The sequence below is a fragment of the Arthrobacter sp. 01N444 genome, from assembly GCF_056399305.1.
Map to the genome: position 1 here is coordinate 37,275 of NZ_JBFTRB010000021.1, position 23,369 is coordinate 60,643.

At 62.3% G+C, this 23,369-nt stretch carries 19 protein-coding genes; 10 read left to right on the top strand and 9 right to left on the bottom strand.

The window, feature by feature from the left end; genetic code table 11:
* Positions 1-13: 13 nt before the first annotated feature.
* From AC1DKN_RS18850 to AC1DKN_RS18890, 9 genes are all read left to right on the top strand, one after another.
* Complete coding sequence (locus tag AC1DKN_RS18850; protein ID WP_476858157.1) at positions 14-787, top strand: 1,6-dihydroxycyclohexa-2,4-diene-1-carboxylate dehydrogenase; 774 nt, start codon at positions 14-16, stop codon at positions 785-787.
* Between the two features lie 38 nt (positions 788-825).
* Positions 826-1,410, top strand: coding sequence for a flavin reductase family protein (locus tag AC1DKN_RS18855; RefSeq protein ID WP_476872165.1), 585 nt, complete (start codon positions 826-828; stop codon positions 1,408-1,410).
* A 414-nt stretch (positions 1,411-1,824) separates the two neighbouring features.
* Positions 1,825-2,487, top strand: coding sequence for a GntR family transcriptional regulator (locus AC1DKN_RS18860; protein WP_243178471.1), 663 nt, complete (start codon positions 1,825-1,827; stop codon positions 2,485-2,487).
* Positions 2,488-2,727: 240 nt separating this feature from the next.
* Positions 2,728-3,477, top strand: coding sequence for an amino acid ABC transporter ATP-binding protein (locus AC1DKN_RS18865; RefSeq protein WP_476850859.1), 750 nt, complete (start codon positions 2,728-2,730; stop codon positions 3,475-3,477).
* A 40-nt stretch (positions 3,478-3,517) separates the two neighbouring features.
* Complete coding sequence (locus AC1DKN_RS18870; RefSeq protein WP_476850860.1) at positions 3,518-4,387, top strand: glutamate ABC transporter substrate-binding protein; 870 nt, start codon at positions 3,518-3,520, stop codon at positions 4,385-4,387.
* Between the two features lie 10 nt (positions 4,388-4,397).
* Positions 4,398-5,042 (top strand): amino acid ABC transporter permease, encoded by a 645-nt coding sequence (locus AC1DKN_RS18875; RefSeq protein ID WP_476872166.1) that lies wholly within the window; start codon positions 4,398-4,400, stop codon positions 5,040-5,042.
* Entirely contained in the window at positions 5,039-5,902 is an 864-nt protein-coding gene (locus AC1DKN_RS18880) for an amino acid ABC transporter permease (protein WP_476872167.1), read from the top strand. The genes AC1DKN_RS18875 and AC1DKN_RS18880 overlap by 4 nt, the downstream gene beginning before the upstream one ends.
* A 94-nt stretch (positions 5,903-5,996) precedes the next feature.
* Entirely contained in the window at positions 5,997-7,490 is a 1,494-nt protein-coding gene (gene tcuA, locus AC1DKN_RS18885; protein ID WP_476872168.1) for an FAD-dependent tricarballylate dehydrogenase TcuA, read from the top strand.
* A 369-nt stretch (positions 7,491-7,859) separates the two neighbouring features.
* On the top strand, positions 7,860-8,114 hold the full coding sequence (locus AC1DKN_RS18890) for a hypothetical protein (protein WP_476872169.1): 255 nt from the start codon (positions 7,860-7,862) through the stop codon (positions 8,112-8,114).
* Positions 8,115-8,565: 451 nt separating this feature from the next.
* Here the strand turns inward: AC1DKN_RS18890 and AC1DKN_RS18895 are convergent, their stop codons facing one another.
* From AC1DKN_RS18895 to AC1DKN_RS18915, 5 genes are all read right to left on the bottom strand, one after another.
* Positions 8,566-8,943 carry a hypothetical protein gene (locus AC1DKN_RS18895; protein WP_028275079.1) on the bottom strand — a complete coding sequence of 126 codons (378 nt, stop codon included), beginning with the start codon at positions 8,941-8,943 and terminating at the stop codon, positions 8,566-8,568.
* Between the two features lie 1,502 nt (positions 8,944-10,445).
* On the bottom strand, positions 10,446-11,183 hold the full coding sequence (locus AC1DKN_RS18900; protein ID WP_476872170.1) for an AfsR/SARP family transcriptional regulator: 738 nt from the start codon (positions 11,181-11,183) through the stop codon (positions 10,446-10,448).
* Between the two features lie 223 nt (positions 11,184-11,406).
* Positions 11,407-11,568, bottom strand: coding sequence for a hypothetical protein (locus AC1DKN_RS18905; RefSeq protein WP_476872171.1), 162 nt, complete (start codon positions 11,566-11,568; stop codon positions 11,407-11,409).
* Positions 11,561-12,271 (bottom strand): hypothetical protein, encoded by a 711-nt coding sequence (locus tag AC1DKN_RS18910; protein ID WP_476872172.1) that lies wholly within the window; start codon positions 12,269-12,271, stop codon positions 11,561-11,563. The genes AC1DKN_RS18905 and AC1DKN_RS18910 overlap by 8 nt, the downstream gene beginning before the upstream one ends.
* Positions 12,268-12,513 (bottom strand): hypothetical protein, encoded by a 246-nt coding sequence (locus tag AC1DKN_RS18915; protein WP_476872173.1) that lies wholly within the window; start codon positions 12,511-12,513, stop codon positions 12,268-12,270. The genes AC1DKN_RS18910 and AC1DKN_RS18915 overlap by 4 nt, the downstream gene beginning before the upstream one ends.
* A gap of 1,589 nt (positions 12,514-14,102) precedes the next feature.
* Between AC1DKN_RS18915 and AC1DKN_RS18920 the strand changes: the two genes are divergently transcribed.
* Positions 14,103-15,896 carry an alpha-amylase family glycosyl hydrolase gene (locus tag AC1DKN_RS18920; protein WP_476872174.1) on the top strand — a complete coding sequence of 598 codons (1,794 nt, stop codon included), beginning with the start codon at positions 14,103-14,105 and terminating at the stop codon, positions 15,894-15,896.
* 201 nt (positions 15,897-16,097) lie between these two features.
* On the opposite strand, the gene AC1DKN_RS18925 is transcribed toward AC1DKN_RS18920, so the two are convergent.
* The 4 genes from AC1DKN_RS18925 to AC1DKN_RS18940 form a co-directional block, all read right to left on the bottom strand.
* Entirely contained in the window at positions 16,098-16,814 is a 717-nt protein-coding gene (locus AC1DKN_RS18925; protein WP_476872175.1) for a hypothetical protein, read from the bottom strand.
* A gap of 5 nt (positions 16,815-16,819) precedes the next feature.
* Positions 16,820-17,251, bottom strand: coding sequence for a hypothetical protein (locus AC1DKN_RS18930; protein ID WP_476872176.1), 432 nt, complete (start codon positions 17,249-17,251; stop codon positions 16,820-16,822).
* A gap of 2,907 nt (positions 17,252-20,158) precedes the next feature.
* On the bottom strand, positions 20,159-22,036 hold the full coding sequence (locus AC1DKN_RS18935; RefSeq protein WP_476872177.1) for a caspase family protein: 1,878 nt from the start codon (positions 22,034-22,036) through the stop codon (positions 20,159-20,161).
* 5 nt (positions 22,037-22,041) lie between these two features.
* The gene (locus AC1DKN_RS18940; protein ID WP_476872178.1) at positions 22,042-23,364 is read right to left on the bottom strand and encodes a hypothetical protein; all 1,323 of its coding nucleotides are present in this window, start codon (positions 23,362-23,364) and stop codon (positions 22,042-22,044) included.
* Positions 23,365-23,369 lie beyond the last annotated feature (5 nt).

Here is a 23,369-nt window from a genome sequence, read left to right on the forward strand (position 1 = left end):
AGGACGCACAGCAATGCGTTTTACCGACAAGGTTGTTGTGGTGACCGGCGCTGCCCAAGGGATTGGTGCCGTCGTCGCCCGTAAGATTGCGGCCGAGGGAGGCACCCTAGTGCTGGCGGACCGGTCCGAGCTGGTCATTGAAGTGTGTGCTGAGCTGACGGCCAGTGATGCACCCGCACGATACTTCCTTTGCGATCTGGAAACTTATGCGGGCGCCGTGAAGCTGATGGCCTACGCCGTGGCAGAGTTCGGACGCATCGACATCCTGATCAACAATGTCGGCGGTACGATCTGGACCAAGCCCTACGAGCACTACGAGGAGGACGAGATCGAGGCCGAAGTGCGGCGCTCCCTCTTCCCCACGCTGTGGTGCTGCCGCGCAGTGCTGCCGCACATGGTCGAACGGACGGCCGGGGTCATCGTGAACGTCTCCTCGATAGCCACCCGAAGCATCAATCGCGTTCCATACGCGTCGTCCAAGGGTGGGGTCAACGCTCTGACCGCGTCGCTGGCGTTCGAAGCCGCTCCGAAGGGCATCCGGGTAGTGGCCACCGCGCCCGGCGGCACCGAAGCTCCGCCGCGGAAGGTCCCGCGCAACCCGAACGCGCAGTCCGCCCAGGAAGAGACGTGGTACCAGCAGATCGTGGAACAGACCACCGAAAGCACCCTCTTCAAGCGGTACGGCACGCTGGAAGAGCAGGCAGCTCCGATCTTGTTCATGGCCTCTGACGACGCCAGCTACATCACTGGCGCGGTGCTGCCGGTGGGCGGCGGGGACCTTGGGTAATTCAGCGGGGCCTGAACAACAGCAGAAAGGAGAAGTCGATGACTCAGGAAGTCATGGGATGCATTGAAGAACGAGAATTGCGCCACGCCTTTGGCACGTTCGCCACCGGTGTCACGGTGGTCACCACCCGGACGGACGACGGCGTTCCGCACGGCGCCACCGTCAGCGCCTTCACCGCGGTATCCCTCGACCCGCCGCTTGCCCAGGTCACACTGACCCGGTCCTCGCGCGGCGCCCGGTATCTGGAAGCTGCGCCGTTCGCTATCAACATCCTGTCGGTAGAACAAAAGGATGTGGCCCTGCACTTCGCTGGCAAAGTCCTTGACGCGGAACCGGAATGGACGCTGGACGGCAACGTCCCGGTGCTGACGGGGAACGCCGCGACGCTTAAGTGCCGGCCGTGGAATATCTACGACGGCGGCGACCACATCATCGTCGTCGGCGAGGTCATCACACTGGACGTCACCAAGCGGGAACCCCTCGTGTTGTTCGGCGGCGAGTTCCACAATCCAGGAGGAAGGATCGAGGGTGCCCGGCGGGATAACTCCGGCGAGGCTCCCGAATCGGACTGGTTCGCCGGCTCCAGTTCCTTCAGGCCGCTTCACGACCGGACACCTGTCTAATCTGACCGGCCCTGCAGGGCGCAGCGATCTACATGTCGGGCTATGCGACTCAGTCTCCCGAGTAAATGACCTCGGCCAAACTCAGGCTCGCCACGGCCTCCCTGGGCAAGCCCGGAACCAAAGTCGGCGATCTCTGCACCGAACTCGGCATCACCCGCCAGACCCTGTACCGGCACGTATCACCGACGGGCGAGTCCGCCCGGATGGCAAAAGTTGCTGGCGAAGAACTAGGCCGGCAGCGGCCGAACGATACCGATTCATGCACCATCCGGATGGAAAGGACAACACATCTTGGACTCGCGCGTATCCACTGGAATACTATGGGGGTCCGGGCGATGGCTCGGGTCTGCGAACTGGCGGGACCGAGTGGCGGCGTAAGCCTCCCTTCCGAATCGCCACTGTGGAAGGAAAGTTGTGTCACCTGGTTCTGAAACGATGCGGCACGACGGGGATTCGATCTACGCCCAGCTGCGCTCTGAAATCCTGGCCGGTGCAATTGCTCCGGCCACTCCCTTGCGGGAAGTTACCTTGGGGGAACGCTTCGGTGTCTCCCGCACGCCGGTGCGCGAGGCTCTTCGCCGCCTCCAGCACGACCGTCTTCTGGATCGCGGCGCCCGTGGACTGCAGGTCCATCAGGCAACACCCCAGGAAGTAATCCAGGTCTATGACGTGCGGATTCTTTTGGAACAGGAGGCGGCCGGGCAGGCGGCCCTGTCCCACGACATCACTGACATTATGCAGCTCGAAGGCCTGGTGGAACGTGACCGCGCACTTTCGGAGCCGGATGACAACACCCGGGCGTCGACGAACCTGGAATTCCACGCAGCCGTCTGGGCGGCTGCGCACAATCCCGTCCTCCAGGATCTCCTGCAGCGGCTGTCCACCCACCTGATCCGCACGCCGCACTCGACTCTGTCTGTGGGAGAGCGTTGGGACGAGGCCCTAGCCGAGCATTCGAAGCTGGTCGCGGCCATCACCGCCGGCGACGAAACTGCTGCGCGGAACACCGCACGCGAACACATGGAGACAGCCCGTCGGATCAGGCTCGACCTGCTGCGGAAATCGGCCTCCCACTAAGATCACCGCCAGGCTCTCCGGCTAGCTCTCCGGGCCTCGATGCGCCAGCTTTTCTGCCTTCTCCCGGGCATCAGCCCGATGCTGCCACCCTTGCGCCCACCGCTGCCGTTGGTAACTGCAGCGGCGGTGGACGAGACCTTCACACCCATCCAAGACTCGTAATGACTTGCCGTGATTGCGGTCACCATGCCACACTGTACTTCACTGTATACAGTCGTATTCCATCAAAGGAGATAGATCATGACAGCCATCACGGAGACGGACACCGTCGTTGAGTTCCGCGGAGTCGGCAAGCGCTTTGGCAGCATGCAGGCCCTGACCGGCATCGATTTGTCGGTGCGCCGTGGCGAGGTGGTCGTCATCCTGGGCCCGTCAGGGTCGGGCAAATCGACGCTGTGCCGGTGCATCAACCGGCTCGAAGCGATCGACGAGGGCCACATTCTCATCGACGGCCACGAACAGCCGGTGGAGGGCAGGGATCTGTACAAGTTCCGTACCGAGGTGGGGATGGTCTTTCAGTCCTTCAACCTCTTCTCCCACAAGACCATCCTGGAGAACATCACCCTCGCCCCACGGAAAATTCTCGGCCTGGCCAAACAGGCGGCAGAGACGCGGGCCCACGAACTGCTCGCCATGGTCGGCATCGCCGACAAGGCACACAGCAGGCCTGCCCAGCTCTCCGGAGGCCAGAAGCAGCGCGCGGCCATCGCCCGCGCACTGGCCATGGATCCCAAGGTCCTGCTCTTTGATGAACCGACGTCGGCGCTCGATCCGGAATCCACCCGCGAGGTTCTGGCGACCATGCGGAGCCTCGCGCAGAGCGGCACGACGATGATCGTCGTGACCCACGAGATGTCGTTCGCGCGGGCCTTCGCGGACCGGATCGTGTTCATGGCCTCCGGAGCCATCGTGGAAATTGCCGACCCTGAAACGTTTTTCACCTCCCCTTCCTCGGACCGGGCCAAAGCCTTCCTCTCCTCGGTCCATTAACAGCACCTGTGCAACGACGCACCCACCCTAAGGAGTCACCATGAAACGCGAGCACTTCCTGCCGGCCCTGGCCATCGCCGGCGCATTGGTCCTGGGCACCACAGCCTGCGGCGGCAGCACCCCGGCCGCCGAGACCCAACCGGCCCGGAGCTTCCCGGCCAACAGCACGATGGACAAGATCCAGAAACGCGGCAAAGTGATCGTCGGGGTCAAATTCGACCAGCCGCTCTTTGGCGTGAAGAATCCGGTCACCGGCAAGATGGAAGGCCTGGACATTGAGATGGCCAGAATCCTGGCCAAGGACCTCACCGGCAGTGCAGAGAATGTCGAGTTCGTTGAGGCGGTCACCAAAAACCGTGAGGCGTTCCTGCAGCAGAACAAGGTCGACGCCGTGATCGCCTCCTACGCAGTGACGGACGAACGGAAGAAAGTCGTCAGTTTCGCCGGACCCTACCTTGAGAGCAACGTGGCCCTGCTGGTACGCAAGGACGACAGCTCAGTGAACAAACCCGAGGACCTCCAGGGAAAGACCGTGTGTTCCACCACCGGCGCCCGCGCGGCCCAGCTCATCGGTGCGGCCGTGCCCGCGGCCAACGTGGTCCTGTTCAGCACCTACAGTGAATGCGCGCAGGCACTGAAGGATAAGAGGGTCGACGCGGTGACCACGACCGAGGCAATCCTGCTCGGTGTCCAGTCCCAGAATCCGGATGCCTACCGCATCGCGGACGGCCATTTGGCCGATGCCGAGGAATTTGCCATCGGCGTGGCCAAGGACGATGCAGCATTTCATGACTACCTCGATCAGCTCCTGACCAAGGCCATCGCGGACGGGGACTGGAAGAAGGCCTACGACGCCACGATCGGCCAGGTCAAGCCCGGCGACGTTACCCCGCCCAAAGTAACGCTGTAGGGATCCGCTGATGTCAGTCCTTCTCAATCACCTCGGCGATTTTGGCCAGGGCGTGATGGTGACTCTGGGACTCGTTCTCCTGGGTGCCGCCGGTTCGGTGCTCCTGGGGACACTGCTCGCCGCACTGCGGACGAGCCCCATCAGGACGGCCCGGGCTGTTTCCTCGGCCTACGTGCTGATTTTCCGGAACGTGCCGCTTCCCGTGCAGATGGTGCTGTTTGTCTTCGGACTGCCGGTCCTGGGCATCCAGTACTCGCTCTACGCCTCGGCCGCCATCGTCCTGGTGCTCTACACCGCGCCGTTCGTAGCCGAAACCCTGCGCGCGGGCCTGAACACCGTGGACCGCGGCGAGCTGGAAGCCGGACGCGCCCTGGGCTTCGGGCCGATGGCCTCACTGAATCACATCGTCCTCCCGCAGGCCTTCGCCACGGTGACCAGACCGCTCGGCAACGTCTTCATCACCATGGTCAAGAACACCTCGGTCGCTGCCCTGGTGGGGGTATCCGAACTGACGTTCCTTTCGGACAAGATCGCGGTGGATGAGGCACAACCGTTCATTATCTTCGGCGGGGCCGCCCTCTGCTACCTCGCCATCGGGCTGGTCATCGGCCGGCTCGTATCCGCAGTCGATCAGAAGGTGGCGTTCAGCCGATGAGTACCGTATCGCTTTTTGACCCGGCCGGTCCGCGCGCCAAACGCCGCCACCTGCTCCTGGAAATCCTCACCGCCCTCATCGTGATCGCCGGCGCCTATCTGGTCTTCCGCGTCCTCTACGACAAAGGCGAGCTGAGCGCCGCGGCGTGGGCCCCGTTCGCCGAGCCCGGACTCTGGGCGCTTCTCGGCCAGGGGCTGTGGAACAACATTGCGGCCGCAGCCGTCGGCATGGTGCTGTCCATGATCACCGGATGCCTCCTGGCCTTCGGACTCGTCTCCACACACGCACCTCTGCGCCGGACCTGCCGGGTCTACACGGACGTATTCAGCAGCATCCCCCTGCTCCTGCTGCTCTACTTCACGTCCCTGGTGCTGCCCAACTACGGCCTCAAACTCGGGGACTTCTGGTTCCTGGTCATCGCGCTGACCCTGTACAGCGGGGCCGTCATCGGTGACCTGCTGCGCTCCGGGATCCTCGCGCTGCCGCCCGGTCAGGCCGAGGCCTCCCTCGCACTGGGTTTCTCCCACGTCGGGACGCTGCGCCTGGTCCTGCTCCCGCAGGCCCTGCGGTCCATGAGTCCTGCCCTCGTGAGCCAGCTCATCATCCTCTTCAAGGGAACAGCGCTGGCCTTTGTGCTCGGCGGCTACATGGAACTCCTGAGGTCCGCCACCGTCATCGGCCAGTACTACACCCGGTCCCTGCTGCAGGCCCAGTTTGTTGCCGCGCTGGGATTCCTGGTCGTCAACATCGCCCTCGGCGCCCTCGCCGTGGCCCTGGAGCGCCGCCAAAACCGCCTGGCCGCCCAGGAACCGCTCCCCGTGACAGCGGCAGAGCCAGCCCCCGTACCGGCCCACCGCTAACACCCCCGGACGCGCTCCTACCCCCAAATCACCCCTATCTAACTGTGTATACAGTCGAATACTTAAGAATTCAACATGAAGGAGACAGAAAACAATGGCTGATCAGAACGAACCTGCAGCGGGAAACCTCACCAAGGCCGACGTGATCGTCGTCGGCGGCGGAAATGCCGGATTCACGGCGGCCCACGCCGCTGCCGTCCGCGGACGAAAAGTCATCCTGCTCGAAAAGGGCACCAAAGACATGGCCGGCGGCAACAGCTTCTACACCGCCGGCGCCACACGCATCGTCCACAACGGCCTGGATGACCTCCAAGGGCTCGTGGAACCGGACGAACGGCACAGCCGGACCGTCGTTCCGCCCTACAGCGCTGAGGAATACGCGTCTGACCTGGAAAAGGTCACCGAAGGCCGCAACGACCCGGCACTGACGGAAGTCCTCATTGCCGAGAGCCAGTCCACCCTTCGGTGGCTCAACAGCCTGGGCCTGAAGTACCGCCTGATGTACGAGCGTCAGGCCTTCGAGCGTGCCGACGGGTCCTACCTCTTCTGGGGCGGCCTGCACGTGGGAAACGTGGGCGGCGGCGAAGGCCTGATCGAAGACCACACCCGGGTCGCTGCAGAGCTGGGGATCGAAGTCAGGTACGGCCACGCGGCCCAAAGCCTCATCGTTGAGAACGGCCGTGTAGCCGGCGTCGTCGTCAACACCGCTGGAGGGGAGCTGCGCCTGAGGGCAGAATCCGTGATCCTCGCCGCCGGAGGCTTCGAGGCGGACCCGAAGCGGCGGCGGGAGTACTTGGGCGAAGGCTGGGAAAACGCCAAGGTACGCGGCACTCCCTACAACACCGGCGACATGATCGCCGCAGCGTTGGAGATCGGCGCCACCAAGGGCGGAGACTGGGGCAGCTGCCACAGCGTCCAGTGGGATGCCTTTACCGCCACTAACGAAAGCAACCGCGAACTCACCAACCGCCTCACCCGGCAAAGCTACCCGTTTGGAATCATCGTCAACACCGACGGCAAGCGTTTCCTGGACGAGGGTGCCGACTTCCGGAACTACACGTACGCCAAGTACGGCAAGGAAATCCTCAAGCAGCCCGGCTCGGTTGCGTACCAGATCTTCGACGCCGGCCTTCGGCCCATGCTGCGCAGCGAAGAATACGAGATGCCCGGCATCTCTGTCGAGGTCGCCGACACCCTCGAGGACCTGGCCGTCAAAATCGGCATAGACCCGGAAAGCTTGTCCAAAACAGTGACGGACTTCAACAGCTCGATCGAGCGCTCCACCCCGTTCGACCCCAACGTTAAGGATGGCCGGAAGGCCGCAACCGAACCGGTCAAGAGCAACTGGGCCGCCCCGATCGAAACCGGACCCTTCTACGCCTACGGCGTCACCTGCGGAATCACGTTCACCTTCGGTGGCATCAAGTCCGACACCCACGGCCGCGTCCTGGACGCAGAGGGCAAGCACATCGAAGGCCTGTTCGTGGCAGGTGAAATGCTCGGCGGACTATTCAGCGTCAACTACCCGGGGGGCACCGGACTTGCTGCCGGGTGCGTCTTTGGGCGGCGGGCGGGCGTCCTGGCGTAGGGCACGGCTCCACTGCACTTCTCCTCAAAACCCGGGCGGGCCACCGCCGGCTTCACTCGCTCCGACGCTCGTCGCAGTGACCGGGACTGAGGGAGAGCCGGCTCGTGACGGCGAAAGCTCCCCGGGAGATTTGCCCTGATGTTCGCGACCAAAACGGGCCTCCCGAGCGGACCATCACCACCGACTGCCGGCCCAATGCCCGGCACAGATGGGCGCTCTTCCCGCACTCCATCGCAACAGGCAGCCCGATAGTCGGGCGTGGGAAGAGAGCCCATATGGAGGAGGCAGGGTGGCGGAAATGCCGCCCTGCCACCTCCCCCGACGCTCAAACGATTCCGACACCGCAGTCGCCCCAACCAAGGACAACCCATGACGCCCCGATCGTCCGGATCTCATACAGAAATCCGGAAACCCGCCCCCATTGCCAACTGGTCCAAGCTCTCACGGGCCGACTACGTGCAAATCCGCCAGCACGGGGAAGTCATCGCTACCGGGCGCATCGACATGCTGGCAGCTGACGGCAGCGTGCTTTGGCTCCATCTCGCGGGCGGCAACGAACGCGCCATCCTTCTCCAGAGTGACGGGCTAAGAATCTACCGAAGCCACCGCAGCGCAGCCAACTGACGGAACAGCTTCATCCCGGGACCGTGCTGGTGCTGCAACGCGCGGCCCGACAACAGCCGAACCGGATCATGGAACCCGGCCACCAGACATTCGGCTAACGTCACGATGACCGGTTCATAGTGCAGAGGACTTCTGACATTCCGTGCCTCGACTGCTGAAAATGACAACCTTCGAAGCCCATGGCTGAAAGACCACGCTGTCTCAGTAATTGATCGTTATTGAGAACGGTGGGACCACCCCTTTGGCTCCTTATGCGCGCTATCGTGTGGCATGAGCTGTGGAGTTGGTCGCTCTGTGGCGGCGTTTTTTGGTCGGTCCGTGTCGCAACAGTGCCCGTAAGGCGAGCACCTATTCCCAATACATCGCAGCCGCACGTGAGCAGAGGCGCATCTCATGACCGCCGACACGAAACGCCGAGGCTAGTCGACGCACCGGATCGCGTCGCAGACGTTCACGGCTGGGCGTGACGCTCCAACGCGTCCAGAGTCGTCTCGGGCGATGTGTTGAAGCAGAAGGTGATTCCGGGCGATTCCGCATTGCACACGTTGATGATCCGTTCGAAGAGCTCGGTGTACTCCGGGATCATCCTGATGCCGCCCCCGATCATCACGAGGCCGAAACGATCACGACCGAACGCCGAGCGAATCTCTGCTTCGGCCTCGTCCGGGGAGGTGCCGATCAGGCAGTTGACGGCGTCGAAGCCGGCGGCCGTAGTGGCCCCGAACCCCGCTTCGATCCGTTCGGTCATCGTGGCCTCGTCGAGGCCAGGAGGCAGCTTGCTATAGTCGAGGGCTCGCGCGTGGATGCCGATCATGAGGATTCGAGTCATGGGCCTCATTGTGGCATGCACCCGAAACACTTGGCTGCGGGCCCGCTGGATCCTTGCTCGACCCGCCCCGCCCCAGATGAGCTGTTCCTGTAGTGCAGAGGACTCGTGACGTTCCGTGCAGACGACTTCGGAAAATGACATTGGTGGGCCGGTTCCGGTTTGCAAACCGCCCGTTAGACGATCCCCCACCGCGACACCGTCCGCCCGCACTGGCGCTGCGAGAAATCAGATACAGATACTGGAAACTTGGATTCGCGCATGCCCCGCCCGCAAAACTGTCCCGCTCAGGTTGGACAATCGCGACAGTTGCACCCCTGCCCGCGCAGATCATCGGGCTACGCCCGGATCTCCACCAACGAACAGGACCTGACAGCGCCACGCTTTGGCTGGGTGTCCCCAGGGGGCCCGATCTATTTCGACAATGGCTGACCGACAGGAAAAAGAAACGGCCAGGACCAAGCGAAAGCCGTGGCGGCTGTTCGAGCCGGCGTCACCAAACGCGATAGGTTGGCCCGGCTCCTGCCCGCTGCTCGAGAACATTGCCGAGGACACAACGAAAATTTCCCAGGAGTTCTGGCTGCCGACAGGGATGACCATAGAGTTTTTGATCCCGAAGTCGCAGCAAGTCAGGCCGTTCCAGGCGCTCCCGGCCATGAAGGAGTACACGGCAACACCGCTGTCCACGCCAAGGGAAGGAGCCGCCAGACCGCAACGGCCACCAACAAAAATAGGCCCCCGCAGGGGCCCATAAAAGGAGATTTGTACACACTCAGCGGCCCACAAGCCCCTGAACAGGGAAAACACGTGCCCGAGGTGGGACTCGAACTGCATTCCCTCCCCCGCAAACACTGGACTTCCGCGGAAACATGCGGAATCCGGCCCGAACCGGCCCCAGTACCACCCAGTCCGAAGCCCAAAGTGTGTACTTTGTACACCCCCTCTTGCTACAAGGGGGCGCGTCATGCCAGCCCGACACTCATTGTCGGGTGTTTTGACGGCTGCCCTTTACAACGAATATTCGTGGCGTCGTGTTTCTCACAGTGCAAACTTGAGCAAACCTTGAGCAAACGTAGGATTGAATCCTGAATCCTGTGCAGCAGGATCAAAGCAACCGGGGACTGCCGGTTCTCGGGTGCCTTCCATGGCCGAAACGCCGGCAGCTGCTTGCGGCGGACAACCGAGGCGGACTCGGAAGTGGGAAGTCCGCGATCTTCCACCATGTGGGGCCGCTGATAGAGAGCAAGGTGAAATGCCATGACCAACGATGATCGTCCGTCGGGAATCTCGGACGAAGACGAGCCAGACCCTGCCATGCCGTCTATGGGCGCGCTAGTCATCTGCACTTGGCACGAGCCAGACCAGACTCCGGGCTTTCGCGCCAGGATAACCTACAGCCAGGCACCGGGCGATGAGCCGAGCACTGTCGCCACGGCTGATCCGGACAAAGTCCTAAGCGTTGTGCGCCAGTGGCTCTCCGCCCAGCCTATCCCTCCCAGCGACGTCTAGATATCTCTCATTCGATTGCGGCTTGGCTGCGACGAAATGTCCGCAACGAGGCGCCGAATGGCCTCCGAAGGGACAAGGCCCATCTCCTGCTTCAGTGTCGCTTGATACTTTTCGAAGGCCCGAAGCGCGGCAGTAATGTTGCCCTGCTGCAGTTCAGCCTGAATGAGAAGTCCAACCGCACTTTCACAAAGCGGTTCGAGTTCCAGTGCTGCCTCCGAGGCTTCCAAGGCAGACTCATAGTCACAGCGCGCCAGCGACTCGCGAGCAATGATGTGGAACGCGTGGAGCCGGTCCTGCCGTAACCTGCTCTGTTCAAAGAGCACCCAGTCCTCATACCAGCCCGGGAGCAATTCGGCGTCCCGTAACTGGCGCAGACAGGAGGCCACATTTCCATTGAGCCCAGCTCGGCTCAGCTCCCGGATCTGAGCCCGGACCCTGTGCAAGTCGACATCCACCAATTCGCTGAGGGACAGCACGGCTCCCCGGTTGACCAACAGGCCTGGGACCTGCCGCGAGACCAGGTGCATGCTCACCCGCAGGCTTTCCAGGGCCCTGGACTCGCGACACTCAGGCCATAACAGACCGACAAGGTAACTTCTGGGACGTGGACCGTTGATCGCCAGCGCAGCAATCAGCCGTTGTTGACGCCCTGCAACGGGCACGACGTCGGTGTCCCGGCGAAGTTGCCACGATTGAAGCAGGCTCAACTGAAAACCATAGCCGTCATTGCCCATGGGTACCCCCAAGTCCAGCGTGGGTCTGAAGAGCTGGAAACCTATGTATCAACGACTTTCCGCAGTTCGGAGTGTGATGTCAATGGCCTGCATCATCTGGCGGTTTTGTGAAGGGAAATAGCTTGAGCGGGGCACCCTGGCATATCGTGCACAACAGTGACCGCCATTAGACCCTAGTGACCGCCAGTGCGGCCCTACGGCAGCGCCTATGCCCGGACCAGAGCTATCTCTTGAACTCGATTCGGACCGAATTGTCGTCCGGGAGCACTATCACCGTTCCGTCCCTCGCTGTCCAGCCGTCATGCAGGAAGAAGAAACGTCCGCCACTGAGCACCAGCAGGCGCAGACCGTCATACCGGTAGAGCGCTGTGTCCCCGCTACCCACTTTCACCTCCTTGACGGCGTCCGACCCGATACCCAGCGGCTTGTGTGAATAAACCTCCGCCCGGGGCATGTACTGGACTCCTTGCTCGAAGTTCATTGCCAGCCGACAGGCCCAGTGCCTGGGCATAGTCCGCCGTGCCCCAGAAGAGCAGCAGCGTCACGATGCTCAGGACCAGGGTGGTTTCCACTGCCCGCTGCTCAGTGGTGAGCGCTGGCAGTTTGCCGTCCCGGCCCAGACGGCGGAGGCGAACGCACCACGTGGCCACGAGCACGCCCAGGGCCATCAGGTACGGCGTGAAGAGCGCCGTCTGCGCAGGCTCGAGGATAGCCAGCAGAAGACTGATGCAGACCAGGAGACCACTGAACAGAGCGGCAATGCCGGCGGTTCGTACGATGATCGCCCGGCCGCGGTCCTCCTCGATCCGGCGGCGCAGCAAACGGTCCAGGGCCACCCAGACTACGCTGGCGACCAGAAGGCAGACGAGCGGCAAAAAGAGCGCGTTGATGCTGATCAGGATGTAGTCCTGCACAGAGTAGCCAAACAGGCTCACGTTCAGGCCCATCTGGGCCGCCTGCGCGTCCGCTCTTGCCCAACCGAAGTAGAACAACAGCGCCGTCGCCACCGTGATTGGCGGGCCGATCGCCGAAATAACCCCAAGCGCCCGGGACCATGTGGATCGCTCGCTCCCGTTGTCCTCCGTCATTGGGTGCTGCCAGGCGACGGTGGGCACGTGCTCTGGTCCGCCGCATACTCGAAGGACGCAGATCCCTTCACGGACCAATCGGCGTCGGCGATAGTAACGTCCACCGTGGTGGGCGCACCCGGCACGGGAGCTGGTGCCTGGAAGTAGAACTCATCGAACGGGTAGTTGTTGTCCTGCGGGCTCCTGCAATGCCGCACCTGTGCCGTGGTGGTGCCTACGTTGACCGTACGGAGGGTTCCCACGGGGAGACCGCCGAGAGTCCCGACCAGGACGATCGCATCACCGGCACAGACGGAAATGGGCGGCGAGTCCCCCGCGTCGTCCTCAAGGAATTGAAGGTCTGGCTGGCAGGCGGTGCCTGAGACGGCGACGAGCTTGAACGGCGCATCCGGCCTTGCCTTCGGAAGGCCGCAACGTCCCGCAACAGTTTGTAGGCGACTACGGACCAGCAATCAGAATTCCCCAGGTTTGGACTTGCCATCCTCTCCAGAGCCGACGCGCCCTTGTCCCAAGCGGCCTGGTCACCCTCCAACCCCAAGCACAGCGACTTCGCCACTTTCTCCATCGTATCCAGGGGTTCGTCGAATCCCTGGAGATTTCCGCAGTCCCTGTCCCTTAACCGCACGTACCAGACCGGATCACCCGGGCCACCGGGCCAATCGGCAGCCAGTTGAGTACGGCGGCCTCCGGCGCGGGGGGCTGGCCGGGGGCCGGCGGACCGGGCGGCAGTACGGGAGGCTTCGCCGGGGGCGGCGGAAAGGGCTGTTCCCCTGCAGTCGGGGATTGCGGCTGATTGGGGCCGTCGCCTGGGCATCACCTGGTCCATTCGAGGCGCCGCCGGCTCCGCCAGGGACCGTCCCATCAGGGGCGCCCGTCCCGGCCGATTTGTCCGCGCCCGCGTCTGCGGAAGTGCCGGGCGTGCTGGAGGCCGAGCCGCCGCGGTCGTCGTTCATCGTCACACACGCGGAGAGACGTAAGGATAAAATCACCGCCCAGACAAAGGCGATTGGACGGGGGCTGTAGGAGTGCATCTCGTACCAGCACTATCTCGGTTTGTGGGCCGCTCAGCACCTGAGGTCAGTGAAATCTGAATGTGCTGCGCCCTCCATGGCCTGTGCGAGGGCACCTTACCCAAGTCGGGTGTCTGAAACCCTTTCCACCCACGTTTCCGGAGTGTTGTTGTATGTGACACCGGTCCCTCAAGCGGCTCCGGCGGCGGCAGAGCCGGGGGTGGATTTGCCGGTGGGCATTGAAGCACCGGGCGCGTGCGGTGGTAAGCGTCCGACTGCGTGTGAACGGTGGCTGAGCCGGCGGGACCCTTTTCATGCAGTACTCGCAGGAGGTCAACCGGTGTCGCGGCAACCCTCAGCCCCCAGAGGACCTCCGCGAGCAATCCACTCCGACTCCGTCGCCATGCTCTCAGAGTGGCATTCGGTCGTTACTGCGTGCGGGTCGACCGTTGTCCGGACCGCCGTTCTGGCCCCTACATGGTGCTTACACCAGCTTTAAGAATTACCCGAGAGCAATAACACTGCTGTAACGGCAGGGATAGTAGTTTGCTCCATGGATCAGGCGTCCGGCCGGATTGGTTCCAAGGGAATGCGCGATAACCGATCTCCCCCGCTGGTGGAGGTTGGCCGTTAGTCCTAACGCTTCGTACGGCGGATTTTGGAGCCTAGTCCGCTTGATTGCGTGATAACGCCTAGATAGATGAATGCCATACCGCAGGGATCCAACTGGCGGCCGCCGAGCGACCCATCCTGGAACACTCTCAGAACACCGGCTCCCGATGGGGGCAACCACACGCACATCAGTCGAAAGCAGGCAGACAATGCCGCGGAATCTCAGCGACCTTCCCTGGGCCGCACTTCTCAAACACAATGGCTATCATCCGTCGCCGCGCGACTGGTCCGACCAAGTCTTCTATTTTTTCCTCATAGACCGCTTCTCGGACGGCAACGAGGAACTGCCGGGAGGAAGTCCGATGTACTCCGCGGGCGATAACGGCAATGCCATTGGAACCGAGGCCGACGCCGCCGGCTGGCGTGCAGCGGGTGCGGTCTGGCAGGGCGGCACGCTTCAGGGCGCGCGGTCAAAGATCGGCTACCTGCAGCGCCTCGGCGTGACCGCACTGTGGGTGAGCCCTGTCCTCCGCCAGCGGCCCGGCGTGAATGACTACCACGGCTATGGGGCACAGAACTTTCTAGAGGTCGATCCGCACTTCGGCACTGACGCCGACCTGAAAGCCCTGGTGGCGGATGCGCACAATGCGGGAATCTACGTCATCCTAGACGTGGTGCTGAACCATGCCGGAGACGTGTTCGACTACGACGCTGCGAACCCGCGCTGGACGGGCAGCCCGATCAAGGTTGCAGGATGGAGGGACAAGGACGGTAACCCGAACCTGCCTTTCCCCAACAAGGTCAACGATCTCGACGCCGCCGTCTGGCCGAGCGAACTGCAGGCGGACGGTATTTTCACCTGCAAGGGACCTATAGGCGACTGGGACCATGATGCGGACCAGTACACCAACGGAGACTTCTACGGGTACAAAGACATCCACCACGGTTCCGGCCCCATCGACCAATACCAGCATTCGGCAGCACTCGAAGCCCTCGCCGAGGCATACCAGTACTGGCTCGTCTACGCAGATCTGGACGGCTTCCGGATCGACACCGTCAAACACATGGACCCCGGCGCCACACGCTACTTCAGCTCGGTGATCCACGAGTTCGCCCAAAGCATCGGAAAGGACTCATTCTTCCTCGTCGGAGAGATTCCCTTCGACAGGGCACAGGCGATCAATCTGGTCGACACCACAGGGCTGGATGCCGCTCTCGGCCTGGACCATCTGCAGGACAGGCTCGAGTTTTCCGTGAAGGGCTGGATCGACCCTGACCAATACTTCTCCCTTTTCAGCAACTCGATTCAGGTCGAGAAAGAAAGCCACGCATGGTTCCGCGCGCACGTGGTCACCTCCTACGGCGACCACGACCATGCACAGCGATGGAACGGGAAGCGGCGCTTCGCCGCCGACCCCGAGGGCCTCGCCCTCGAACTCGCCGCCCTGGCGCTGAACGCTACAACGCTAGGCATCCCCTGCGTCTACTACGGCAGCGAACAGTGCTTCGACGGTTCCGGGGACAACGACCGCTATATACGCGAAACGATGTTCGGCGGAAGCTTCGGCCCTTTCCGCAGCAAGGGCCGGCATTGCTTCAACCCGGAAACCCCCACCTACAAAGCCCTCAGCCAGATACTTGCCATCCGACGCCAGGACATCGCGCTGCGCCGCGGCCGCCAGTTCCTGCGCCCGATCTCCGAGGACGGAAGCTCCTTCTGGTACCCCCGGCGCATCGGCGCCGGCAGGATGACCTCGATCGTGGCCTGGGGCCGGATCATGTCCAACCGGGAAGTCGTCTGCGCGATCAACACCGACACTGACCGGAGCCGGTCGGCCTGGGTGACAATCGATGCCGGACTGCACGCTGCCGGGGACAAGTACCGGTATGTCTATTCCACCGATGCGGCCAAGGTGGGCATTCCAACGGCGGCCGAAGCCCGGAACGGCCTGGCCATCCATATAGAGGTTCCGCCTTCCGGCTTTGTCATCCTGGCACCGTGAGCCGGCGAACCTTGAAGAGCTTAATCAGCCCGACAGCGCCATTAAACGACTCGATCCGCCAGGCTCACGCCGATAGAGTTGAGACAATACAAACCGGCCTTCAAACCGCGTGAAAAACATCATCCCCGAGAGTCAACAAAACTCGACCAGTCCCTCGATGCAGAGGCGTGAGTGAAAGCCGTCCTTGCGAGAGCATGAGTCCTAGTTCGCTGCTGCAAGGTCGGTGTTGGTTAGCCATCGGATCACTGGATTCGATTCCTTGCCGTTGGTCGTCACGAACACGTCGTGACAACCCGCGATGGAACTCATTTCCCGGCGAGCATCCGCGATGACGGCGGTGGGCGGGACGAATCCAATCGCTTCCAGCATTTTCTTGTGCTGCGGGCTGTTGAGCAGTTCCAGCATTGTTTCTGTGAGCGTCATCGGATCCTTCGGCGGTTTAAGGTTGCGGGCGAATGAGTCGATGGTGGTCTTGTGAACGACGTACAGGACGGCTTTTGAATCGTTGAGAATCGGCACGCGAGCGACGCCTGCCGCCGCCATTACGCTATAGAGTTCCCCGAGCTGCACGTCTTTCACATCACCCCCTGCCGGAAGATCATGGGCGGTCATCCGCGCTGCCGGAATCATCACGTCCATGACGGGTGTGCTGGTCAGGCCACCGAGCAGCCGCGCCGTGCTCTCTGCCGCGGCGCTCATGTTTTCCCGGGTGAAGTAGAACGCCAATACGGTCCCTACCCAGGTGCTCAGTACCGGGATCGTGCCGGCGTAAACGAGCCGTGTCATGTCCTTGCGATCAATGCCGTCGGCGGCAACTATTGCTGTCACGGAGACGATAATGATCCCCACCAGGCCCGCTCCCACTATTCCTAGGGCAAGGTATGCCCTGAATCGGGCTTCGTTTTTTTGCCGTGCCATGTTCACTACCTCGCCGTGGGCTCCCACGCGTATCGGATTGCGGTCGATGTAGCGAGAGTTGATGAGGCGGCAACAGATGAAATGAACGGACCACTTGTCAGGAGTCGTTCAAGCCGCCCACGCGCGGAAGCTTTGACTTGGCGGTACACGTCGTGTTCGACATCGATGTGGTAGAGAACTTTCGAACCGTACTCGTTCAGGGCGGTTTGCAGGCTCTCAAGCGGGCCGGGATCCGGGAAAGAATCCGAATAGGTGAATGCCGGGAGCCGGTCGTACAGTACGATCATGTCTAGAAAAGTGATAAGCGAGGTATGATCCTGATTGGTCGCTTTCCAGCGACTTTCGCTCTCGGTGCCGGCGGTCTGCTCGCTCCCGAGGAAGGACTGCCCCATCCGGTATATCAGCGGGTCCGCGACCAGTCCGAGATCGGCTGTCACCAGATCATCCCACTGCGCGAACTTGTGAACTGTCACGTCATGCATGCCGGCGCCGATCAGTCCGCTGACAGTCGTACGATGTGCTTTTCCGGAATCCAGGCGCAGACGGGGATCCTATCTCGAGAGCTGAAGCGGGACGCTCCTTCCATAGGTGCGGAGGATTTCCCCGGGATCCGGTGGCATCAGGGTTGGGGCATGGTCTAGGACGATCAAGAGCGACCGGTGCGCCTGGTCCTGAGAGGCAAAATACGTCGCCCGAAGCTTCCTCCGGTGCGAGCATGTCGAAGTCGTGATTGTCTCTGACCAGCTTCTCCTTGCTCGAGGGCCAATTGGGTTCCATAGGTTCTCTCCGCGAAATCTGCTGAATCCTGGCAGGGACTCCAGTCGATTTGGACGATTTTCGTTCGGCCCTTTCACGGTCTAGGGGTGCACAACGCTATCGTCCATCAGCAGCGTTACTCCGGCGTTACGACCAATTGACCAAAGGGCTCAGGCCACCTCGGCGTCAGCGCCATTTTCCGAAGTCGTTGGCACGGAATGTCCACAATCGTCTGCACCGCGGAGGCCGTTGCCATCCGGTGCGCCCGTTCTGCATGGGCGCCACACTGCGACTGGACCTGCCTTCCAGCCCGGAACATGCCAAGATTCGCGCCCGGAGCGTCGCCGGCCACCGCGGAAGCGGCGCCGACGCGACATCATCAGTATTCGCCGTCTTCGCGGACGCACCCTGGACAGCGCAACGACGGCAATTCCTCCGTCCAATCATCCACGAACTCGCACAACAGCTGGCAGAGTCCGGCATGCCAATCCGTGCAGGCTGGATCGTGGGGCCTTCATCCTTCGCCGAATACCAGCCACACACAGCTTCCTCTGCGCCGGGAAGTCCCGCTCGAGCCTGTCCAGTCGAGCTGCATCAATGCGGAACTCATTTTCCGTGGCAGCCCTGTAGAGGCCAGCCTCACCGTCACCCTCCCCCGACCCGCCGCGTGGGCATTTCACCGATGACGTCCGACGCCGGGAATCCCCGACGACGGCGACTGGCGCCTTCGGTTCAGACCAGTCACGCCGGCCGCCCGTCGACGTTGATGCCGCTGTCCGATGACGCGCCAGAGGAATCTGGTACGACCAAGGTAGACGAGCCAGGGCGGCCGTCTCGCCGCGGGATCAGGAAAGTCATGTCACAACGACTCCATGGGCGCATGACCTCGTATCAGCAGAGATGAAATAAGGACGAAGGGAACCACCACCAGCAACGGCACCTCACGCACACCGGTGTGGACAATGTACACATCACCTTTGGCCGGATAAAAGGCCGCCCACCTTTCCCCAAAGCCCACACGAAGGAGCGAATCGGCCCGAAAAGATCCAAAGAAATTCACATCAGGTCATGTCGTCACCACATCAACACGGCATGAATAGGTACAAGACCAACCACGCCCACGAGAACACGAGAAAGGAGACCCGAATGACGCCACATCCCAGCAGGCGGAGGCCCCACAGCCAGGGCACCTGACCCCGCCACCCACACAATTTCACAGGCCACAGCGGCAGCCAGGCACCAGCCCGGACCAGCGTCAGAGGGTCCCGAGCAGGGTCAATGTCCACACGTTAAAGCAAAATAAGCTCAAAAGCCCCGTGATCATTGGCTGCTCTGCGCCCGAGGCTGGAATCGGGCCCCCCTGTGCAAGAGCGTAAGCTAATTCCTGATTCTTCAGGCCACGGCCTAATGCCCATGCTGTTGTCGGCTGACGCTCCAGGCGGAATCGGGGCAGTGGTAGCCCGCGACTTTCCGTCAAGTCGGCGGAGGGCGACTTAAGTAAGAGTGAAATGCCAGGGCAAGAGATGATCGTCCGTTATGTGCAGAGGCTCCGAAAGGAACAGACCGCGCACTCTTCTGAGCGGCGCCTTCTGGTACTCAATGATTGCTGGCGGTCCCTGCACGCAACCCGGGCGCTCATACCCAGCGGTGATCTCCTCTACCAGAAGGCACCACAAAAGCAGACGGCCAATCACAGAGGCTAAGCAAAACAGGAGGAGATCACCAGGGGAACGCTCCACATCAACACAGCAGCTGACGTGATCGGCCTGACCGGGCCCAGCCTGGGCTATAGGCCTCAAGAGAGTCTGGTCTGCGTAACGCTGCAAACAGCCGGATGGGAGCCACCCTGCGACTAGACCTATCCTCCAGCCCCGACCACGCACAGATGTACGCCCGGCAAGTCGCCAGCCACGTCGGAAGCGACGCAACAGCATCAGTGTTCGCCATCTTTGCAGACGCCACTCTGGAACGCGGGACAACCGGAATTCTTTCGTCCCATCAACCACGAACTCGCGCAAGGACTGGCAGAGATTGGCATGCCCGTCCGTGCCGGCTGGATCGTTGGACCCCATCCTTCGCCGAGTACCAACCACACACAATGTCGTACGACCCGGAAGTCCCGCCTGCGGCTATTCAGTCGAGCTGCATCAACGCCGAACTTATCCTCCGTGGCAGCCAAGCACAGGACAGCCTCACCATCGCTCTCCCCCCGTTCCCGGCCCCGTGGGCCATCGCCGACGACGTCCGACGCCGGGAATCTCCGACGACGGCGACTGTCGCCTTCGCGTCCGACCAAATCACGCCCCGCCGCTCATCGCCCTAGGCACGGAGTGATGGGCCAACATATTTGTCATCGGTGATATTAGTCGATTGTTCCGACCAAGTAATTATCCAAATACGCGAAGCGAAATGGTTGCTCCTAGAAGCACAAGGGCTGGTTTTGTGATCGGTAGTGATCTGGCCGTAACCTTGGACTTCGCCCGCTCGCGGATCGCGGTCGGGTCCCGCACGGCTCTTCCTTCCTCAGCCGCAGGCCGACGTACTTTGCGATATCGGTCGAGACCCAATGGCTCACCCGGCTTCAGCGCTCAAAATTGCTGCTCGGAAAGAAGATCGACCGTCTCAACAGGGCTCAGGATGACCGGAAAGAGGCTTCCTGGTTGCATCCTGGGCAACACTTCGGCCAGACGTGCCCTCAATTCGATCACACCGTCGCCCGCGGCTCCAGAGGTATGCAGATGGGGCAACTGCCGCCAGGCCAGCGCCGTTGCGTCCGTCGTGCGAGGCAGCGCAAGTGAGGACAGCCGAGTGGGAGCGACGGAAGTGGCATATTCGCGACCCCGAGACTCGAGCAGAAACACTTCAAGGTCCGACCAGTTCGAGTACACGACCGCTGCATCCTCCACCATCTTCGGATCGAGGCGGCGACCAGCAGCCAACCGAATATGCCCCGCCACAACGAGAGGCAGCGGAGAGGGCGAGGCTCCAGTGACGACATCTGACAGCTCGCCATCAGAGAGGATCGGCAACGCAGCCACCGCACTCTGCTCATGGAAGGTTCGCCACGCTTCCGCCGTGCGACCCAAGGAGTCCGTGTTCGCTAAGTCGAGATCCGTTTCGATATGGACGAGCCGACCTCTGTCGTCACGGGCGAGACGGAGGGCGAATAGCGCGCCATGACCGACCCACGGAAGATGACAGTCGAATCGACGACCGGTGCCGTCAGGTCCCTCGCTGAGCGTCAGCACCGTTGCAATTGGGTCGCTGTCCACCCGGATCACGATGTCGTACAAGGACGTTCCCCGGCGATCGACCCGGACAAGGGTGAGTTCCGGAGCCGGACCTGACTCCTCGTCCAGCGCACCGAGATGCTTGCCGGACCAGATCTCAGCCATACCAGCGTCACCAAACGGATCTTCCCCCTCGTTTGCTCCGATCAGCTGGCCCGAGGTGGGGTCCACGAATTCGACTGTCGCAGTTCGACCCAGTCGCTCAGATTCCCGCACGCTCGGCGGGCTGCTTGGAGCGAACCCGTCACATGCAAGCTCGCTCATCACGAATCGCCCTGCCGACTGGCCGCCCTTCATCACTCGCTGCGTTGCGGGGCTCTCATACGTGCGCAGGAGTTCGGCGATCCGGGCGTTCATATACTCCTGAAGCTGGTCGATTGGCATGACGCAGTCATCGCTGTCATGCACCACCGAGTCGGCAGGGGGAGCCGTGAGTCCTGAGAGCAGCGCTTGACCAAACAGGGTGAGACCGTCATCGACAGAGCGTGGTCCGAATGCCTGCTGCCCGCTGGAACTTCCATACAACACAGGCGCATCCAGATCCGGGTTGGACCGGGAGTTGTCCAGTGGGTTGAGCACCTGTGTACCGGTGAGGCTTACACCAAGGTCGCGCAGACGCGGATGATCGTTCCGGCAGGCGTCGATCAAGTAGAGCTGCTGCGAGACGCCGCAGGCAGCCAGAGCCTGACGCAAATCTCTGACATTGATCGCGCGGTTCACCAAGCCGCGTTGGAGGTAGTCACTCGGTAGCAATAGCTGCTCATCCAGCATTCGTTCCAAACCGTGGCCGCTGAAGAAGAACACCAGTCGACTGCGCTGTGCATTCTTGGCTGAAAGTTCGCGGGCTGCGGTGTACCACTCCCAGATCGCATCCTCGCAGTTACGGAAGGTCGGTTCCAAAACTCCGGCAAGGCCCGGCTCCGCCCGCAGCTCGTCCTCGGTCGGTGACGCGAGGAGCCAGCAGCGTGCGAGCGGTTTGCCGGACACTCGGTACGCCTCCCGCAGCCACTCCGCAAAACGGTAGGCAGTCAGCGCCGAAACGCTGAGCTCAGACAATCCATAAGTGTCCGTAGTACGGCCAATTCCAGACTCGCCCCCGAGGTGCGCGTAGCGGCTGGCGCCGATGACCAGCGCGAGCGTCCGAGGACCTTCACCACGCTTTTCCGGGTCGGTCACGCCCGTCATTCTGAACCACCACCGTCGAGCCAATCCACCGCGCGGAGCTTCTCGGCGAAACGCCGGTAAAAGCTCGGGCGCTTCAAGTAGCCGCCGTGGGCGCTCAAGAGAGACAAACCACTCGAGTAGGACTCGTCGTTGACGCCTTCCACGATGCCAGCGGCGCTGTAGCTGAGGAAGTCGTTGTAATCCCACACGTTCCACCAATGGCCCAAGCGATCGCGGGACGGAGCCGGGGCTGCCTGATTTCGTGGCGAGTGCGTCAAGAACAGGTCAAGTTCCTGGAACAGTCCCACCTGAGATGCGGTCGCGCACCAGAAGTCGATGCGAAGTTGTGCTGCGTCAGGCTCCCGCTCGAGGAAGCTGGTTGCCAGGTCGTAGACGATCTGGCCACCCATACTGTGCGTGACGACGATCATTGGCTCGGTGGGGACCAGTCGACGACATGCAGCGCGCCTCATCGTCTCTAGCACGGCAGCGGGGATGGGACCGGGATCTCCCGGCGTTCCGCGCCCGGCCAAGTACACGAAGACATCTCCGAGGAAGGTGGTGACAGCATCGTTCAAGGGCCCTCGGACCTCGGCCATCGCGCGTGACAGCACGAAGCCGGGCACATGTGTGAGGCGGCTCACGGACTCCGAGACGCGTTGCCGCCACGCCGATGTCCAGCCTTGACCTGCCCCCATTCCGATCAGTGAATCGGTTGGCCCCTGATACCGGGCCTCGACGAGCCCGAAGAGATAGTCGACTTCTGCGTCGAGGTCCTCGCACTGCTCGACGCCCGCGCGCGTCGAGGGGTCACGCGCAACCTCGTCAGCGGCAATGGTCCAGGCCGCCACTCTCTTCTGCGCAGCCGCACTCGCATCGGCATCGCCGACTTGCGTTCCAGCGAACGAAGTCGGATCTTCCGGCATTGCCGCGACGAGCAGATCGCTGAGTTCATCAGAACCGAGATCGCTCAACGTCGAAGCTTCGACCGCCTGCGCGGGCCCCGACGGTGCCAGTCGGTCCGATTCCGCGAGGTGCCCGGATGGAAGCCAGGGTGAATCGAAGGAGTCGGCGAACTCGGCCATCAACGCCGCGGAGACGCGATCGCTATCGCCCGCCCCCAGACCGAGGAGCGGCCCGCGGGGTCTCGCGAGCCCGCCGAGCGGCGTGGATGCAGCAAGGTCACCCCAGTAAGCGATCTCCACCGCGACATCATTCGGCCGGTCAGTGATGACGGGCGCGATGTATTCGCGAAGCAACGCCTCGATCGCTTCCCAGGACTCCCGGTAGCCTGAGCTGTTATCGCGCGTGGCGACACCGTGAACGTAGACGATCGGCATTTCCA

Bases quoted from the DNA above. Each gene is read 5' to 3' on its own strand.
- tcuA (WP_476872168.1), top strand. From the start codon at position 5,997: ATGGCTGATCAGAACGAACCTGCAGCGGGAAACCTCACCAAGGCCGAC.
- AC1DKN_RS18895 (WP_028275079.1), bottom strand. From the start codon at position 8,943: ATGACTCGAATCCTCATGATCGGCATCCACGCGCGAGCCCTCGACTAT.
- AC1DKN_RS18865 (WP_476850859.1), top strand. From the start codon at position 2,728: ATGACAGCCATCACGGAGACGGACACCGTCGTTGAGTTCCGCGGAGTC.
- AC1DKN_RS18900 (WP_476872170.1), bottom strand. From the start codon at position 11,183: ATGGGCAATGACGGCTATGGTTTTCAGTTGAGCCTGCTTCAATCGTGG.
- AC1DKN_RS18890 (WP_476872169.1), top strand. From the start codon at position 7,860: ATGACGCCCCGATCGTCCGGATCTCATACAGAAATCCGGAAACCCGCC.
- AC1DKN_RS18850 (WP_476858157.1), top strand. From the start codon at position 14: ATGCGTTTTACCGACAAGGTTGTTGTGGTGACCGGCGCTGCCCAAGGG.
- AC1DKN_RS18910 (WP_476872172.1), bottom strand. From the start codon at position 12,271: ATGACGGAGGACAACGGGAGCGAGCGATCCACATGGTCCCGGGCGCTT.
- AC1DKN_RS18875 (WP_476872166.1), top strand. From the start codon at position 4,398: ATGTCAGTCCTTCTCAATCACCTCGGCGATTTTGGCCAGGGCGTGATG.
- AC1DKN_RS18880 (WP_476872167.1), top strand. From the start codon at position 5,039: ATGAGTACCGTATCGCTTTTTGACCCGGCCGGTCCGCGCGCCAAACGC.
- AC1DKN_RS18925 (WP_476872175.1), bottom strand. From the start codon at position 16,814: ATGGCACGGCAAAAAAACGAAGCCCGATTCAGGGCATACCTTGCCCTA.
- AC1DKN_RS18855 (WP_476872165.1), top strand. From the start codon at position 826: ATGACTCAGGAAGTCATGGGATGCATTGAAGAACGAGAATTGCGCCAC.
- AC1DKN_RS18870 (WP_476850860.1), top strand. From the start codon at position 3,518: ATGAAACGCGAGCACTTCCTGCCGGCCCTGGCCATCGCCGGCGCATTG.
- AC1DKN_RS18940 (WP_476872178.1), bottom strand. From the start codon at position 23,364: ATGCCGATCGTCTACGTTCACGGTGTCGCCACGCGCGATAACAGCTCA.
- AC1DKN_RS18920 (WP_476872174.1), top strand. From the start codon at position 14,103: ATGCCGCGGAATCTCAGCGACCTTCCCTGGGCCGCACTTCTCAAACAC.